The sequence below is a fragment of the Halorientalis sp. genome (assembly GCF_028275115.1).
GTDB lineage: Archaea > Halobacteriota > Halobacteria > Halobacteriales > Haloarculaceae > Halorientalis.
The window spans coordinates 1-14,461 of the sequence record NZ_JAQCNH010000142.1; the positions used below are offsets into that span (position 1 = coordinate 1).

Annotated in this window: 16 protein-coding genes and 1 pseudogene; 7 read left to right on the forward strand and 10 right to left on the reverse strand. The window is 66.5% G+C overall.

Features of this window, described 5'->3' with window-relative positions; all coding sequences use genetic code 11:
• Window positions 1-99 precede the first annotated feature (99 nt).
• Window positions 100-891 (forward strand): cyclase family protein, encoded by a 792-nt coding sequence (locus Q0964_RS17020; protein ID WP_299270054.1) that lies wholly within the window; start codon window positions 100-102, stop codon window positions 889-891.
• Between the two features lie 20 nt (window positions 892-911).
• On the opposite strand, the gene Q0964_RS17025 is transcribed toward Q0964_RS17020, so the two are convergent.
• The 6 genes from Q0964_RS17025 to Q0964_RS17050 all read right to left on the reverse strand — a co-directional run bounded on the left by Q0964_RS17025 (window position 912) and on the right by Q0964_RS17050 (window position 6,477).
• Window positions 912-1,508, reverse strand: coding sequence for a DJ-1/PfpI family protein (locus Q0964_RS17025; RefSeq protein WP_299270057.1), 597 nt, complete (start codon window positions 1,506-1,508; stop codon window positions 912-914).
• Between the two features lie 93 nt (window positions 1,509-1,601).
• The gene (locus Q0964_RS17030) at window positions 1,602-2,387 is read right to left on the reverse strand and encodes an HAD-IIA family hydrolase (protein ID WP_299270060.1); all 786 of its coding nucleotides are present in this window, start codon (window positions 2,385-2,387) and stop codon (window positions 1,602-1,604) included.
• Between the two features lie 81 nt (window positions 2,388-2,468).
• Window positions 2,469-3,869, reverse strand: a complete 1,401-nt coding sequence (locus tag Q0964_RS17035) for a response regulator (RefSeq protein ID WP_299270063.1) — start codon at window positions 3,867-3,869, stop codon at window positions 2,469-2,471.
• 111 nt (window positions 3,870-3,980) lie between these two features.
• On the reverse strand, window positions 3,981-5,360 hold the full coding sequence (locus Q0964_RS17040) for a hypothetical protein (protein WP_299270067.1): 1,380 nt from the start codon (window positions 5,358-5,360) through the stop codon (window positions 3,981-3,983).
• Window positions 5,361-5,392: 32 nt separating this feature from the next.
• Entirely contained in the window at window positions 5,393-6,136 is a 744-nt protein-coding gene (locus Q0964_RS17045) for an ABC transporter ATP-binding protein (RefSeq protein WP_299270070.1), read from the reverse strand.
• Window positions 6,137-6,255: 119 nt separating this feature from the next.
• A complete protein-coding gene (locus Q0964_RS17050) occupies window positions 6,256-6,477 on the reverse strand; it encodes a hypothetical protein (RefSeq protein WP_299270073.1) in 222 nt (73 codons plus the stop codon).
• A gap of 172 nt (window positions 6,478-6,649) precedes the next feature.
• Here Q0964_RS17050 and Q0964_RS17055 point away from each other — a divergent pair, with 172 nt between their 5' ends.
• Window positions 6,650-7,447, forward strand: coding sequence for an enoyl-CoA hydratase/isomerase family protein (locus Q0964_RS17055; protein WP_299270076.1), 798 nt, complete (start codon window positions 6,650-6,652; stop codon window positions 7,445-7,447).
• Between the two features lie 21 nt (window positions 7,448-7,468).
• Here the strand turns inward: Q0964_RS17055 and Q0964_RS17060 are convergent, their stop codons facing one another.
• Window positions 7,469-7,708, reverse strand: a complete 240-nt coding sequence (locus tag Q0964_RS17060) for a CDGSH iron-sulfur domain-containing protein (protein WP_299270118.1) — start codon at window positions 7,706-7,708, stop codon at window positions 7,469-7,471.
• 168 nt (window positions 7,709-7,876) lie between these two features.
• Between Q0964_RS17060 and Q0964_RS17065 the strand changes: the two are divergent.
• A pseudogene (locus Q0964_RS17065) lies at window positions 7,877-8,380 on the forward strand (TrkA C-terminal domain-containing protein); the annotation flags it as partial.
• A gap of 35 nt (window positions 8,381-8,415) precedes the next feature.
• On the forward strand, window positions 8,416-8,871 hold the full coding sequence (locus tag Q0964_RS17070; protein ID WP_299270121.1) for a TrkA C-terminal domain-containing protein: 456 nt from the start codon (window positions 8,416-8,418) through the stop codon (window positions 8,869-8,871).
• On the opposite strand, the gene Q0964_RS17075 is transcribed toward Q0964_RS17070, so the two are convergent.
• Both Q0964_RS17075 and Q0964_RS17080 read right to left on the reverse strand, forming a co-directional pair.
• Entirely contained in the window at window positions 8,790-9,626 is an 837-nt protein-coding gene (locus tag Q0964_RS17075; RefSeq protein ID WP_299270124.1) for a DUF7537 family lipoprotein, read from the reverse strand. The two genes, Q0964_RS17070 and Q0964_RS17075, sit on opposite strands and share 82 nt — an antisense overlap.
• Window positions 9,627-9,700: 74 nt before the next feature.
• Complete coding sequence (locus tag Q0964_RS17080; RefSeq protein ID WP_299270126.1) at window positions 9,701-10,312, reverse strand: DUF998 domain-containing protein; 612 nt, start codon at window positions 10,310-10,312, stop codon at window positions 9,701-9,703.
• Between the two features lie 130 nt (window positions 10,313-10,442).
• Here Q0964_RS17080 and Q0964_RS17085 point away from each other — a divergent pair, with 130 nt between their 5' ends.
• On the forward strand, window positions 10,443-10,982 hold the full coding sequence (locus Q0964_RS17085) for a TlpA family protein disulfide reductase (RefSeq protein ID WP_299270129.1): 540 nt from the start codon (window positions 10,443-10,445) through the stop codon (window positions 10,980-10,982).
• The gene (locus tag Q0964_RS17090; RefSeq protein WP_299270132.1) at window positions 10,979-11,692 is read left to right on the forward strand and encodes a cytochrome c biogenesis CcdA family protein; all 714 of its coding nucleotides are present in this window, start codon (window positions 10,979-10,981) and stop codon (window positions 11,690-11,692) included. Before Q0964_RS17085 ends, Q0964_RS17090 begins: the two co-directional genes overlap by 4 nt.
• A 371-nt stretch (window positions 11,693-12,063) precedes the next feature.
• Here the strand turns inward: Q0964_RS17090 and Q0964_RS17095 are convergent, their stop codons facing one another.
• Window positions 12,064-14,208 carry an AAA family ATPase gene (locus tag Q0964_RS17095; protein WP_299270135.1) on the reverse strand — a complete coding sequence of 715 codons (2,145 nt, stop codon included), beginning with the start codon at window positions 14,206-14,208 and terminating at the stop codon, window positions 12,064-12,066.
• A gap of 77 nt (window positions 14,209-14,285) precedes the next feature.
• Here Q0964_RS17095 and Q0964_RS17100 point away from each other — a divergent pair, with 77 nt between their 5' ends.
• Window positions 14,286-14,420: a DUF7128 family protein gene (locus Q0964_RS17100; protein WP_299270138.1), complete on the forward strand. Its 135-nt coding sequence runs from the start codon at window positions 14,286-14,288 to the stop codon at window positions 14,418-14,420.
• Window positions 14,421-14,461: the final 41 nt, after the last annotated feature.

Consider the following 14,461-nt stretch of genomic DNA (forward strand, 5'->3'; position numbering starts at 1 on the left):
CGACTCCCCACAGCCAAGCACCCGACCGGAACACGTCCCGGCACTCGCCCGACCTGCCGCCGGGAAAACTCCTTGTCACCCGTGGCCGACGGGGCCTGTATGGACTTCGCCAGCAAGCGGCTGATCGACCTGAGCGTCGGTCTCGAACCGGGCGTCGCCAGCGAACCCTTCCCGCCCGAGATCGACTACATGGACCACGAAGCGGGCGCGGCCCAACTCGCGGGCAACCTCCAGGCACTGGGTCACGACGTCGAGGGCGAGGCGTTCCCCGACGGCCAGGGACTCGCCTGGGAAGCGGTCACGGCGATTCCCCACGCGGGCACCCACCTCGACGCGCCCTGGCACTACGGCCCGGAGTGCGACGGCGAACCCGCCAGAACCGTCGACGAGATTCCCCTGGAGTGGTGTTGCGGGAACGCCGTCGTGCTGGATTTCCGGGATCTGGAGGCCGGAGCCGAGATCGCCCCCGAGATGCTCGACGAGCGACTGGCGGACCTCGGTCACGAACTCTCTGCCGGTGAACTGGTGTTCGTCGAGACCGGTGCGGACGACCTGTGGGGCGAGGCAGAGTATCTGACCGAGTTCCCCGGGATGGGCGCGGCGGCGACGAAACACCTCGTCGAGCAGGGGGTGAAGGTGATCGGCACGGACGCCTACGGCTTCGACAAACCCTTCGACGAGATGGGGCGGCGCTACGTCGAGAGCGGCGACGAGGCCGAACTCTGGCCCGCCCACGTCGCCGGCCGCGAGGTCGAGTACTGCCAGATCGAGAAGATGGCCAACCTCGACGAGTTGCCCAGGCGGACGGACGTGCCCGTGGTTACCTTCCCCGTGAAGATCGAGGACGCGAGCGCGGGGTGGGTCAGGCCCGTAGCGATGGTCGAGGAGTAGAGAGTGCCGGTGGCGCGTTGTCAATCGTCGGCCGGCGCAGCCGGTTCTCCGTGTTCGATGTCGGTGCCGAGCATGTCGAGGAACTCCGAGAGCCACTCGACGTGGTCGCTCCAGTCCTGGCCCGTGACGAGGTTCCGGTCCCGCGTTACGTCGTCGACCCACGAGCAGCCCGCGGCCTCGGCTTCGGCCCGCACGGCGGGATAGGTCGTCATCTCGTAGCCGTCAAGCACGTCCGCGGCCGCGAGGATCTGTGGCCCGTGACACAGCGAGGCGACCGGCTTGCCGGCCTCGAAGAAGTGTTGGACCGTCTCGATTACGTCTTCGTGTGTGCGCAGGTACTCCGGCGCGCGGCCGCCGGGGACGACCAGCGCGTCGTAATCGGCCGGGTCGATGGCGGCCATCGTCGCCGTCACCTGGAAATTGTGTCCCCGGTCTTCCATGTACGTCTGGTCGCCACGGAAGTCGTGGACCGCGGTCTTGCAGATGTCGCCTGCCTCCTTCTCCGGACAGACGGCGTCGACCGCGTGGCCCACCGTCTGGAGGGTCTGGAAGGGCACCATCGTCTCGTAGTCTTCCCCGAAGTCGCCGACGATCATCAGGATCTGTTTGCCGGTCATTGTGAGTCCGTGTTCGGGTGGAACACGGGATGTGCGAACGAACGGCACAGACATAAAACTGGTCGCCGATCGCCGCCTGATGCTGGCCGATGCTCACGCCAGCAGGTCCGGCACGTCGCCGATGTCGTCGAGGAGGTGATCGGGCGTCACGTCCGCGTCGGACGCGTCGTCGCGGTCGGCAGCTCCGGTCAGCACCAGCGCGGTGGTCATCCCCGCGCGTTCGCCCATGGCGATGTCGGTATCGAAGCGGTCGCCGACCAGGAGGCACTCGCCGGGTGAGACGCCCAGCGCGTCTCCGACGGCGTCGATGGCCTCCGGCGAGGGCTTGCCCATCACGCGGTCCGGGTCACGGGCGGCGGCGGCTGCCACCGCGCCGATGATCGCCCCCGACCCCGGGACCGACCGACCGCCAGAGGCCGGGATGGTCCGGTCGGGGTCCGAGCCGACGAACGCAGTCGTTGGGTCCGCGAGTGCCCGCAGGCCGTCGGTCATGTCGTCGTAGCCGAATTCGCGGTCCCAGGATGCGACGACCACGTCGGCCGCGGTGGGGTCGTCGATCAGCGAGACACCGGCGTCGGCCAGTTGGTCGCGCAGCCCCGGCGAGCCGATCAGGAAGCAGTCGTCACCGGTGTGTTCGTCGACGAGGTAGTCGGTGGTGACGGTCCCTGCGGAGAGGACCTCGCCCTCGTCGATCTCGATACCCATACCGGCTAGCCGGTCGACGTACTCCGTCCGCGTCTTCGTCGGGTTGTTCGAGCAGCAACACAGCGAGACATCGTAGTCCCGGATCGTCTGCACCGTCTCGGCCGCGCCGGGGAGCAGTTCGTTACCACGGTAGACCGTCCCGTCGAGATCGAGGACCACGCCACGGTACGTCATTGTTCCAGAACACGGAAGGGAGAGTCATAACGGTCGTGGTCCCGGGCAGTCGGGCCACCGAGCGTCGGCGAACGCGGCCGGTCAGGCCGGTTCGACGCCGGACACGTCGAAGCGTGCCCCGCCGGACTCACTCTCTCCGAGTTCTATCGTCCAGCCGTGTGCGTGGGCGATCTGCTCGACGATAGCCAACCCGAAGCCGGTGCCGTCCCCGGCCGTCGAAAAACCCGTCTCGAACACTGTGTCGTACTCCTCCTCGGGAATGCCCAAACCGTCGTCGGCGACGTAGAACGCCAGGTCGGGGTCGCCCGGGTCGCCGTCGCTCGCTCCGTCCGCACGTGTTCCGACCCGTACCGTGCTAGCGTGACCGTGGATGGTCGCGTTGCGAAAGAGGTTGCTCAGGAGTTCCTGCAGGCGCGCACCGTCGGCCATGATCTGCTGGTCCGTCTCCACGACGAGGTCGGTCCCACCGGCATCGACGTGCGGCCAGACCTTCTCCGCGGCCGTTCCGATGGTCGTCGCAGCGGGGTCGTCGATCGTGTTGCCCTGTCTGGCCAGCGTCAATACGTCCTCGATGAGCCGTTCCATCCGGTCGTGGGAACGCTGGATCGCTTCCAGTTCCTCGGGACGCTCCTCGAACGCCTCGGCCAGCAGTTTCGCGTTCATGCTCGCGATGTCGAGCGGCCCCTGGAGGTCGTGTGAAACCATGCTCGCGAAGCGGTCGAGTCGCTCGTTCTTTCGCTTGAGCTCCCGTGCGCGCTCGGTTCGCTCTGTCACGTCGCGAGCGATCAACTGGAAGGTGTCCCGCTCGGTACGGATGTCGACTGGGACGACGATGTTGTGAAAGTGACGGCCGTCGAGTTCACTCTCGACGGTGCGAGACGCTCCCGTTTCGAGCACCGCCTGCCCGGCCGTGAGCCACGACTCGCCGGTCTCGGGGAACTGCTCGAGGAGCGACGCGCCACGTAACGACTCCCGGTCGACGCCAGCGAGGTCGGCCATCGCGGGATTGGCGGCGACGATCTCGCCGTCACACGCGACCTGCGCGACCACGTCTGGAGTGTTGTCGACGAGCAGTTCGTAGCGTTGCTGGGTCCGCTGTTGGTCGACTGCGCTTGTTATCCGATTGGCCAGTTGCTGGTGCTGTTGGTCCTCGACGACTTCGAGTTTGAGGATGTAGTCGTCGACGCCCGCCGAAATCGCCTCGCTGGCGACTTCCTCGGTTCCCCGACCGGTCAACAGAATAAAAGGCACGTCGCCGTGTTCCGCCCGGACCGTCTCCATCAACTCCAGACCGTTAGGACCGGGCATCTCGTAGTCGCTGACGATACAGTCGATTTCGGCGTCGGCCAGCACACCCATCGCCTCCTCGGCACCGGTCGCCCAGTCGGACTCCATCCTGTGGTCCTCTGTGAGCGTCTCGGCGGTCATCTCGGCGAAGAACTCGCTGTCGTCGACGACCAACACGCGGATGTCGTCACTCATCGTTCCGGCCCTCCGCAGGAACAGGACGCGTGTAGCACGCGACAACCGACCGACTGGCCATGTGTACTGTCTCTATTCAATCCGTCCACTGGCAAATATCCTCGGGCAATTTTACTGGCGAAGTCGTCGTTCCCACCGCGGTCCCGCTCGGCGCTGCAGGAGCAGGCCGACGACGGCGGCGACCGCCGCGAGCGCCATCGCCGCTACCGTCGTCACCGGTCCGAACGAGGGTTCGACCAGCGCGGCCACCAGTAACGGCATCGCCACGACTGACAGTGCCGCACCGAACATCAAGAATCGAGGTGTGTCGAACAGCAGTTCCGTCGGAGACAGTCCGACGACGAACGCGGTCACACCGAAGACGTACACCGAGAGCAGGGGGAGAACGACGAGTCCGGGTGCCAGTGTCACCGGGTCGTACCAGACCGTCGCGACACCGAGGTAGACGAGTCCGGCCGGCACCGAGAGCAGGAGAGACGCCCGCCGCTTCCCGGCAAGAACGGTCGCGATCGACAGCGGATACCGCAGGTACTCCTCGGCAGTATCGAACTGCGTCACCCAGCTATACGTCGTGAACGAACCCAGCCCGAGCAGGGTCCCGAAGGCCACGCCTGCGGACGGTTCGAGACCGGTGGCGGCGGTGACCGCTCCCAACAGCAGGGCCGTCACCCCGAACAGGACGCCCATAGAGAGGAGGACCTTCCAGACCGAACCGCTGGAGCGGCTCACCTCCAGCAGGGCCCGAGTACTCAGTCCGTCGTCGTCGCGAAGCCACGACCTGACCGTCCTGAACCGCTCGTTGGCCGTCCGGTACGCCCCGCTATCGGCCGGCCGGAAGAGGACCGGACCGAGCACACCGAAGACCGCGACCGGGGCGAACCCTCGGACCGCACTCGGGAGAGCGGGGTCACGGTAGAGCGCGTACGGCGTGTACGCCAGCGCCTCAGCCCCTGACCAGAGGATGACGGCCACCACGACTGTGACCGCACCGGTTACGAGCAATCGGCTCCGGGTCGCCGCGCCCGCGAGCGTCAAAGAGAGCGTCACACCGAGTGCGAACGCGCCGATCAGCGTCAGCCACAGCAGGGCGAGCCGTCCCGGGGCGACCCCGGTCCGGAGTGCGGTCGGCACCGCGGCGAGTCCGATTGGCGTAATAAAAAAGCCGGTGTAGTACACGAGGTCCTTCCAGAGGAATACGGCAAGCAGACGGTTCCAGGACACCGGCAGTGTTCGCGCCGAGAAGACGAGCAGCGTCACGTCGCCCACCGCGTCACGCAGCGCGTCTCGGCCCACCAGTCCGATGGTCCCGACCTGTAGGCCAAAAAAGAACAGGAGGCCGTGCAGGCCCGCGGCGACGGTCCCGAACTCCGTGCCGGTGTACGAGAGGAGCGCGAAGCCGCCGGCGGCCAAGAGGGCGACGGCGGCGGGGAAGGCGGCGAACCGCCGGCCACCGAACAGGTGTTCGTGGAGGCGCCACTCTTCGCGAAGCATTCGCCGGAACAAATCGGTCGTGAGAGACATCGTCAGTGCTGTGCCGAACTGGTCGGCGTGTCGGGTTCGGCGTCGTTCACTTCTGTCCGGAACACGTCGAGCAGGCGCTCGCCACCCTCGAGCGTCCGTGGGTCGCGTTCGGCGACGAGTCGGCCGTCGCTGACGATGGCCACACGCGTACAGAGTTCCTCGGCGACCTCGATGAAGTGCGTCGAGAGAAAGACCGTGTTCCCGCGGTCGACGTACTCCCGGAGGTGGCCCTTGATCTGTTCCTGCATGAGGGGGTCGAGATTCACCAGCGGTTCGTCGATGAACACCAGGTCGGGTTCGTGGACGAACGCGGCCGCGAGCATCACACGCTGGCGCTCGCCTTCCGAGAGGTCCGTCGACAGCGTGTCGAGCAGGCCGGCGAACTCGAAGCGCTCGGCCCACTCGTCGATGCGGGCGGTCACGTCGTCGAGGTTGCGGACGCTCCCGACGAACGCCAGGTACTCACGTGGCGTCAGAAAGCTCGGCGGGTCCTCGCGCTCGGGGAGGATGCCGACCGACTCTCGAACGGCGAGCGGGTCGCCGACGGGGTCGTTACCCAGTACCGACGCCGTCCCCGATGTGGGTTCGAGCTGCCCGGTGAGAATCTCGATGGTCGTCGTCTTGCCCGAGCCGTTGGGGCCGAGCAGGGCGAACAGTTCGCCGTCGGGGACGGTCAGTGAGAGGGCGACCAGCGCGTCCACGTCGCCGTGGCGCTTGGTCAGGCCATCCGTCTCGATGGCGGTCATCCTCCGATATCCGACGGGTCAGCAAAAAAAGGTTGTCTGGGTTTTGAACGGCGAGTCGTGACCGGTGTCCGTGTCGGCGACGGAGCGCGGGGCGGTCACGATTCCGACAGTCGCTCCCGCTACCGACGCTCGCTCTCGTCCGGCGACCACCGGCAGGCGTTCCCGGTCGTCAGTTCGTGTTCGTCGATGTACGCCGAGAGACACGCGTGGTGACAGAAGCACGTCGGCGACTCGCAGTCGTCGGTGCAGTCACGGACGCAGACGGGGTCGTGGTCGAAGATACGCGATTCACAGTACGCACACGTCTCGTCCGCGTCGGGGGTCGATACGGTCGTCGACATGGGTCAGTTACGACTCGCGCCACACCGCGTGTCACCGCTCGGTCGTCGGGCGGCGCTCCCGCCCTCGCGCTGCTCGAACTTCAAACACCACACATCAGATGGTAAAGGGTTACACCGGTCGTGGGCACACCTCGTCGACAGAGTGGACTACGCGGTCCACGGGGGAGCAACAATGACTGACATCGATATCGATTTCGAGACGATTCGCATCGAGACGCCCGGGAATCACGTCGGCCACCTCGTGCTGGACCGGCCCGAAGACATGAACACGGTCAGCGCGACGATGCTCGACGAGTTAGACGAGGCCGTCGACGTGCTCGAGGACCACGAGGCGGTCCGAGCCATCTACATCACCGGCGAGGGTGAGAAGGCATTCTCTGCGGGGGCGGACGTGTCCTCGAACGGTGCGATGGACAACCGCGAGGGCGTCGAACACTCCCGGTACGGCCAGCGCGTGTTCGGGAAGTTCCGCGAGAGCGACCTGCCTGTGATCGCGGGCATCGATGGCTACGCCCTCGGCGGTGGCCTCGAACTGTCGATGTGTGCCGACCTCCGGGTCGCCAGCGAGTCCTCGGAGATGGGGCTCCCAGAGCACACCCTCGGTCTCCTGCCCGGTTGGGGCGGCACCCAGCGCCTCCAACGGCTTATCGGCGAGAGCGCAGCCAAGTACGTCGTCTTCACCGCCGAGCGCATTCCCGCCGAACGCATGCACGAACTCGGCTTCGTCCACGAGGTGTACGACGACGAGGAGTTCGAGGAGCAGGCGCTCGAGTTCGCCGAGAACGTCGCCGGCGGCCCACCCATCGCGCAGAAGTACACCAAACGTGCCATGCGCGAGGGCTGGGACAACATGGAAGCCGGCCTCGAACTGGAGGCCACCGCCTTCGGCCACCTGCTCGACACCGAAGACCTCAGCGAGGGGATAACCGCCTTCGTCACGGATCAAGAGCCCGAGTTCGAGGGCGAGTGACCGGCGCGCGCAGCGCCGTCACTACTCCGAGTCGGTAAACACCATCTCCGCGATCTCGTGGCGCGGGTTCTCGTCGTCGTCGCCCTCGTACTTGTACAGCCTGCCGTCCTCCTCGTCGGCCGTCGCCTGGTGCGAGCCGTCACAGAACGGGTAGTTACCCGACAGCCCACACATACAGACGGCGATATTACCGTTCTCTTCGATGTCGTCCTCGTCGACGATCTTCGGTCCGGTTGCTTCGTGGGTGATCTCTCGTGTCACACGTTGACATGGGTCCACGAACTAAAAAAAGCCGCGGGGCGATTCGGGGGCGTGTGCGGGTCAGAAGGTGTAACGGCAGGCTGTTCGTTTGGCTCGCTATCGATGGACAAGTGCCAGCGCCGGACTGGATACTACCTTCTCGGTTTAACCGGAGTCATGTTTATCTACATGTTGCTCTATCGCTGGGCCGCCGCAACCTTCGAGGGCGACGCCGTCGAGATCGGCGAGGACTTCGAGATCGTGGAGCTACCTGTCCTGTCCGGCAGCGAACTGGTCGGTGAGACTATCGCCGAAAGTGACATTCCCGAGCAGACGGGGGCGAACGTCATCGGCGCGTGGTTTCGTGGCGAGTTCGCCAGCCCACCGTCGCTCGACGCCCGGCTCGACGAGCAGACGATTCTGCTCGTCGCCGGGCACGACCGTCAGCTCGGCCCACTCAAGCAGATGACGCTCTCGGAGCAGCGTCGCCGTCGTCGTGGCCACGTCATCATCTGTGGCCACGGCGAAGTCGGCTCGACCGTCGGAGAGCGTGTCGTCGCCGAGGGTGTCTCCTGCGCCACGGTCGAGAAGAAAGCTCACGAGGGTGTCGATATCGTCGGCGACGTGATCAAAAAGGACGTTCTCCGGGAGGCCGGTGCCGAGGACGCGAGTACAGTGATTCTCGCCCGCTCGTCGGACACGATGACGGTTTTCGCGACTCTAGTGGTGTGGGAACTCAACCCCGAGTCGAGATTATCGCGCGCGCCGGCCAGACGGAGAGCGTTCGCAAACTCTACCAGGCCGGTGCCGACTACGGACTCGCGCTGGCGACCGTCAGTGGCCGGATGCTCGCCTCGACGCTATTCGAGGAGGACATCATCTCCTACGACAAGCAGGTCGAGGTCGTCAGATTCGACGCGAGTTCACTCGCCGGCGAGACGCTGGCCGGGGCGGACATCCGCGCCGAAACTGGCTGTACCGTAATCGCGGTCGAACGAGACGGCGACGTGATCACCGACCTCTCGCCCGACTTCGAGGTTCGGCCGGACGACGACCTGATCGTCGCCGGTCCCGACGAGAACAGCACCGGATTCGCCGCTCGCTACGAGTCGGCCTCGCCGAGCCACTCGGGTTCCTCGACGGTCGTCGACCCGATATCCGAGAACGTGGCGCTGGCCTCGTAACCGAACGAAAAACCCTGTTCGGAGCCGGAGGTGGCGCTGAACGAGGCCTCGTGGACGATCCCTGCTGAGTCGACGAACACCGTGCCCTTGGCCTCCACGTCACGACCGATATTCAGTTTCGCGTCGGGCGTCGACACCACGGTCTCGAGTTCATAGCGGACGAGTTCGGTCCCGTCACGGGTGACAACTTCGGTCGCGTTGTACGCCCCCGAACCGAGGATGGTTCGCAACAGAGCCCGGCCGGTGAAACTGTCCGGCGCGGTGTCGGCGTACGGGGCGTCGACGGCCGCCGAGATAGCACCGTACTCGACGCCGTCGGACCCGTCGACGCGGAAGGCTGCCGTGCCGTCCGTGAGGTACGATGTGAACGTGTCGTTGGAACCACCCCCGACGACCCGCGTCAGCGTCTCGTTACTGGCCGCCTCGTGTGCGATGGTGTAGTCGATGCCCGCGCTGGCAGAGCTCTCGCTGCCGCCCGCCGAGAATCCCTTCGTGCCCGAGAGCGTCACACTCGACCCCGAGAGTGCCGCCTCGTGTTCGTCCAGAAGCGTCGAGACGTTCTCGATGCCAGCGGGCGTGGCACCGGCCGGATAGGCGAAAGACGTCACCGTCGCGGTCGTCGAACCGAGTGCCTCGTCTTCCGAGCCGGGCTGTGTGTCGTCCGGTGTCACATCCCCGCCGGAGAGACCCCCTGTACACCCTGCCAGGGCAACGAGAACCGTCATCGCCAGCGTCGCGAGAACTCGTTTTCGCATGTCTCCCTCTCTGCAACCGTCTTTTGTAAACGTACCGCTCACGTTATCTTTGCCGAGGACGGTGTGAAAGGAGGTCACGATGCACGGTCGAGCCGTCGCCGGACCCAAAGCGCCGTCGCGACGGTCCAGCCGGCCAGCGCCGCCGCTCCGACGACCTCCGGCAGTGCCAGCCCCGGACGACCAAACTCGCCGGTGAACGTCCAGACGGCCCACGCGGCGGCGTTCAGGACGCCCAGTCCCACCGTCGCGCCGCCGCGAGTCCGGTCACCGGCTGTGAAATTGCCGGCCCCGTACACCCACAGCGAAAGCGATAGGAAAATGTAAAACGAGACGGCGACCAGGAAGTGAGCGTCCTGTGGGAGCGGAAAGACGCCAATCAGGGCCATGGAAATCGAGGTGAGCCCGAACAGCCCGATGCCGGCGAGTTCGACGAGGTTGCGCGCGACCAGATACATCGCGTACCCGAATCCGAGGGCGGCGAGCCCCCCCAGTATGAGCCCGCCGTTGAAGACGAGCCGCGTCAGGTCCGTCGCGACGGGGTCGGTCGGCGCGCCCAGATCGGAGAGCGCGTTGGCGGTCCACGCGAACGAGGGCGAGAGGACCGTCGCGAGCAGGACACCGACCAACGAGAGGACCGGGGCTGTCAGGCCGGCCCAGACGCTCACCTGTTCGGCCGTGTCGGTCATCGACCAACCATTTGACCGGCAGATACTCAACGGTTCGGTCCTCCTGCCGCCCGTGTGGCCCGCTGCCGGTCGTGCAGACGCCGCTCACGATGACGCGCCTTTTTTTTACGCCCGGCCCCGACCCCCAGGTATGCGCGGGCACGACCGTCGGGCGTTCTTGACCGTCACCGGGGCCGCAGTGACAGCCCTGAGCGGGTGTACACAGCTCCTCGGGTCGCGCGACGCGCCAGGTTCGAGCGAGGGAGCTACTGGCGGGAGTGAGAACGGCGGGCAGACGCTCGACACGCTCGACGTCGGCGGCTCTCCCGGCGAAGCGGTGCCAGTCGTGCCCGACGGGACGGTGACACTGCTCGATTTCTTCGCGACGTACTGTGCCCCCTGTAAGCCCCAGATGGCGGAGCTACGGGAGGTGCGGTCGGCGTTTCCGGACGTTCATATGCTGTCGATTACCTGGGAACGAGACGCGACCGGGGTGCGTTCGTTCTGGACGGAGTACGATGGCACCTGGCCCGTGGCACTGGACCCCGACGTCGAGACGGGGCCGACGTACGATGTCGAGGCACTCCCAACGACGCTGATTCTCGACGCCGAGGGGACCGAGACCTGGCGACACACCGGACTGGCCGAGGCGGCGACGATGGAGACGGAACTGGAGGCGGCCCGGCAGTGACGGAGTTCGGGGTGGCCCGGCTGGGCTATGCGTTCACCCTCGGGACGGGCACCTTCTTCGCCCCCTGTGCGTTCCCTCTCCTGCCCGGCTACGTCGCCTACTATCTCGGTACGTCCGGGACGGACGCGACCGAGCGCTCGTTGACGGTCCGCCTCGGTCGCGCTGTCGGGGTTGGCCTGCTGGTGAGCGTCGGGTTCGCGCTGGTGTACGGAACGCTCGGGCTCTTGCTGGCCGCGGTCGGACCACGAGTCCTCGAAAACATCGCGGCGCTGGAACTGGTCGTCGGTCTAGCACTGATCGTCGTCGGCGGCGTGATGGCGACGGGCCGATTCCGGGCGTCCACGCTCCACGTCCCACTACCTGAGCGCCGGCGGTCGGCGACGAGATACGTCCTGTTCGGTGTGGTTTACGCCGCGGCTGCCGCGGGATGTACTGCGCCCCTGTTTCTGGGTGTAGCGTTCGCCGCGGTGACGACCGGCCCCGTCGCGACGGTGACGACCCTGGGCGCGTACGCCGCCGGCATGAGCGTCCTGATGATCGGCGTCACGACCGTGACCGCACTGGGCCGGGACACCGTCTTGAGGCGACTGTCGGCGGCGACGGGCCGAATCTCGCGGGCCGCCGGTGTCGTCGTCGTGCTGGCTGGACTGGTGCAGCTTTACTACTTCCTCGTCGTCTTCGACGGACTGAGAACGCTCGGACTGGCCTGATCGTCACCCACTACCCGATACCGGGGAGTTCGTCGCCGAGAGATGAGGCCGAATCGGAACAACGGCTGCCTTCGGGGGTTAAGTCGGCCGGAAACGGGACGGCAGTGTGTCAGTGCTTGTTGCTCTCGGCGTCGAACAGACCCGGTATCGGCGCCTCGTTGTCGGTCGGGAACGTCAGCGGTGCGTCGGTGGGTTCGTGGTCTGTAATCGTCGGTGTCGGTGTGCGTGTGCTCGTAATGGGCGGCAACGAGCAAACGAACAGCGTCCGCGTGCGGTCGGTATCGTGCTGACGACCGGGGCTAACCCACAGTCTCGTGTAACTGTTCCTGCCACAGTCACAGACCGATAGTCGGGGGCCGCCTCGTGGACTCTCAGTCTCGCCGCTCCAGTGCCGTGAGCGCCGCATCGAACTGGTCGGCCTCGATGGTGACCTCGTCTGCGCGCGCGGTTGCCTCCTTGGGGCCGTGTTCGCGGGCGAACGTTCGGATGGCGCGCATCGAGGCGTCCCGGACCAGCGCGTCGAGTTCGGCGCCCGACAGCCCCTCAGTCTCGGCGGCCAGGTCGACCAGCGACACGTTCGCACCTATCGGTTTCTCACGGGTGTGTACTTCGAGTATCTCCCGGCGGGCGTCGGCATCCGGGTCGGGAACCTCGATGTGTTCCTCGAGTCGCCCCGGACGGAGAAGCGCCGGGTCGAGTACGTCCCGGCGGTTCGTCGCCGCCAGCACCACGAGGTTGGGGTTCTCGGCCAGTCCGTCGAGTTCGGTTAGCAGTTGCGAGACGACCCGCTCGGTCGCCTCGCCGGTTTCGCCGCGGCGGCCGGCGATGGCGTCGATCTCGTCGAAAAAGACGATAGAGGGAGCGGCCTGTCGGGCACGCTCGAACACCTCGCGGACTGCCTTTTCGCTCTCGCCGACGTACTTGTCGAGCAGTTCGGGGCCGGCGACGTGGATGAAGTTCACGTCGCTTTCGCCCGCCAGCGCCCGCGCGAGCAGCGTTTTGCCGGTTCCGGGTGGACCGTACAGCAAGACGCCGGAAGGGGGGTCGGTCTCTGTGGCCTCGAACAGTTCAGCGTAGGAGAGCGGCCACTCGACGGCCTCCGTGAGCCGGTCTTTCGTTTCGTCCAACCCGCCCACGTCGTCGAAGGAGACGCCAGGCGATTCGGCGACGTACTCCCGCATCGCGGAGGGGTCGACCGCCGCCAGCGCCGCCTCGAAGTCCTCGCGGGCGACGACCGGTTCCTCGCGGGTGCGCCGGAGCGCCGACATCGCAGCCTCGGTCACGAGCGACTGGAGGTCTGCGCCGACGAACCCGTGCGTTCGCGTAGACAATCGGTCGAGGTCCGCGTCGTCGTCGAGTGGCATTCCGCGCGTGTGGACTTCCAGAATCTCGCGGCGACCCGTTTCGTCGGGGACGCCGATCTCGATCTCGCGGTCGAACCGCCCGCCACGCCGGAGTGCGGGGTCGATACTGTCGACCCGGTTGGTCGCTCCGATGACGACCACACGACCTCGATCTTCGAGGCCGTCGAGCAGCGTCAGCAACTGGGCGACCACCCGGTTTTCCATGTCGGCGTCCTCGTCGCGCTGGCCGGCGATGGAGTCGATCTCGTCGATGAACAGAATTGCGGGCGCGTTCGCCTCGGCCTCCTCGAACGCCTCCCGGAGACGCTCCTCGCTTTCACCTTTGTACTTCGAGACGACCTCCGGCCCCGAGATCGTCTGGAAGTGTGCGTCGACCTCGTTCGCCACGGCGCGGGCGATTAGCGTCTTCCCGGTTCCGGGCGGGCCGTACAGGAGAACACCTTTTGGCGGGTCGATACCGAGTCGGCGAAACAGGTCCGGTTCCGAGAGCGGGAGCTCGATCATCTCCCGCACCATGTCGAGTTCGTCGTCGAGACCGCCGATGTCCTCGTAGGTCGCGCCGAGATCCGCCGCCTGCTCACCCGCCTCCGGGCTCGAATCGGGGTCCGAGTCGGGAGCGTCGTCGGGGAGCGTGTCACCCGCCGGAGAGCCGTCCCCGAGGTCGAGGTCGATGCCTGGTAGGACCGTGACCTCGGTGTCCTCGACGACCCGGACGGGTCCGTCGGGGTCGGTCAGCGAGACGACGACGACACCGAGGCCGTCGACGTGAACGCGCTCGCCCTCCCGGACCGGTCGGTCGAGCAGGCCGTCTGCGACGAGGGCGTCGGTGTCGGTGTCTTCGGGCAGGGACTCGGTAGGTCGGACCGAGACGATGGCGGCCTCCTCGACGGAAGTGGTCGCGACGGTGACGGTATCGCCGACGTTGACGCCGGCGTTGGCACGAGTGTCGGCGTCGATGCGGACCACGTCGTCGCCCTCGTCGGTCGGCCAGACCTTCGCGACGGTTTCGCGTTCGCCGCGCACGACGACGGGGTCACCGCTCAGAACGCCCAGTCGCCGGCGGGTGGATTCGGGGAGGCGGGCTACCCCTCGGCCCGCGTCGCGTTTGTCCGCGCCGGCGACTGTCAGCTCAACGCCCAACTCGTCGCTCATGCGCGCCCGTAGTCGCCCCATCGTCAAGAGGGTTCCCCGGAGAAACACATATACCGTCGGGCGTGTCACCCAGTCATATGGTCGTGCAAACGCAGCGCGACGAGGTCACCTGGTACAAGTGTGAGGCCTGTGGACTGTTGTTCGACGACAGAGACGACGCGAGCCAGCACGAAACGGAGTGCGACGGCGAAGACCCGTCGTACATCCAGTGATTCGCCGCGGGACACCGGGGACTCTCTCGGGCGGCCGCGGG

Coding starts and splice junctions, on each gene's coding strand:
- Q0964_RS17080 (WP_299270126.1), bottom strand. CDS start 10,312: ATGACCGACACGGCCGAACAGGTGAGCGTCTGGGCCGGCCTGACAGCC.
- Q0964_RS17040 (WP_299270067.1), bottom strand. CDS start 5,360: ATGCTTCGCGAAGAGTGGCGCCTCCACGAACACCTGTTCGGTGGCCGG.
- Q0964_RS17075 (WP_299270124.1), bottom strand. CDS start 9,626: ATGCGAAAACGAGTTCTCGCGACGCTGGCGATGACGGTTCTCGTTGCC.
- Q0964_RS17100 (WP_299270138.1), top strand. CDS start 14,286: ATGGTCGTGCAAACGCAGCGCGACGAGGTCACCTGGTACAAGTGTGAG.
- Q0964_RS17050 (WP_299270073.1), bottom strand. CDS start 6,477: ATGTCGACGACCGTATCGACCCCCGACGCGGACGAGACGTGTGCGTAC.
- Q0964_RS17025 (WP_299270057.1), bottom strand. CDS start 1,508: ATGACCGGCAAACAGATCCTGATGATCGTCGGCGACTTCGGGGAAGAC.
- Q0964_RS17055 (WP_299270076.1), top strand. CDS start 6,650: ATGACTGACATCGATATCGATTTCGAGACGATTCGCATCGAGACGCCC.
- Q0964_RS17030 (WP_299270060.1), bottom strand. CDS start 2,387: ATGACGTACCGTGGCGTGGTCCTCGATCTCGACGGGACGGTCTACCGT.
- Q0964_RS17095 (WP_299270135.1), bottom strand. CDS start 14,208: ATGAGCGACGAGTTGGGCGTTGAGCTGACAGTCGCCGGCGCGGACAAA.
- Q0964_RS17035 (WP_299270063.1), bottom strand. CDS start 3,869: ATGAGTGACGACATCCGCGTGTTGGTCGTCGACGACAGCGAGTTCTTC.
- Q0964_RS17045 (WP_299270070.1), bottom strand. CDS start 6,136: ATGACCGCCATCGAGACGGATGGCCTGACCAAGCGCCACGGCGACGTG.
- Q0964_RS17020 (WP_299270054.1), top strand. CDS start 100: ATGGACTTCGCCAGCAAGCGGCTGATCGACCTGAGCGTCGGTCTCGAA.
- Q0964_RS17085 (WP_299270129.1), top strand. CDS start 10,443: ATGCGCGGGCACGACCGTCGGGCGTTCTTGACCGTCACCGGGGCCGCA.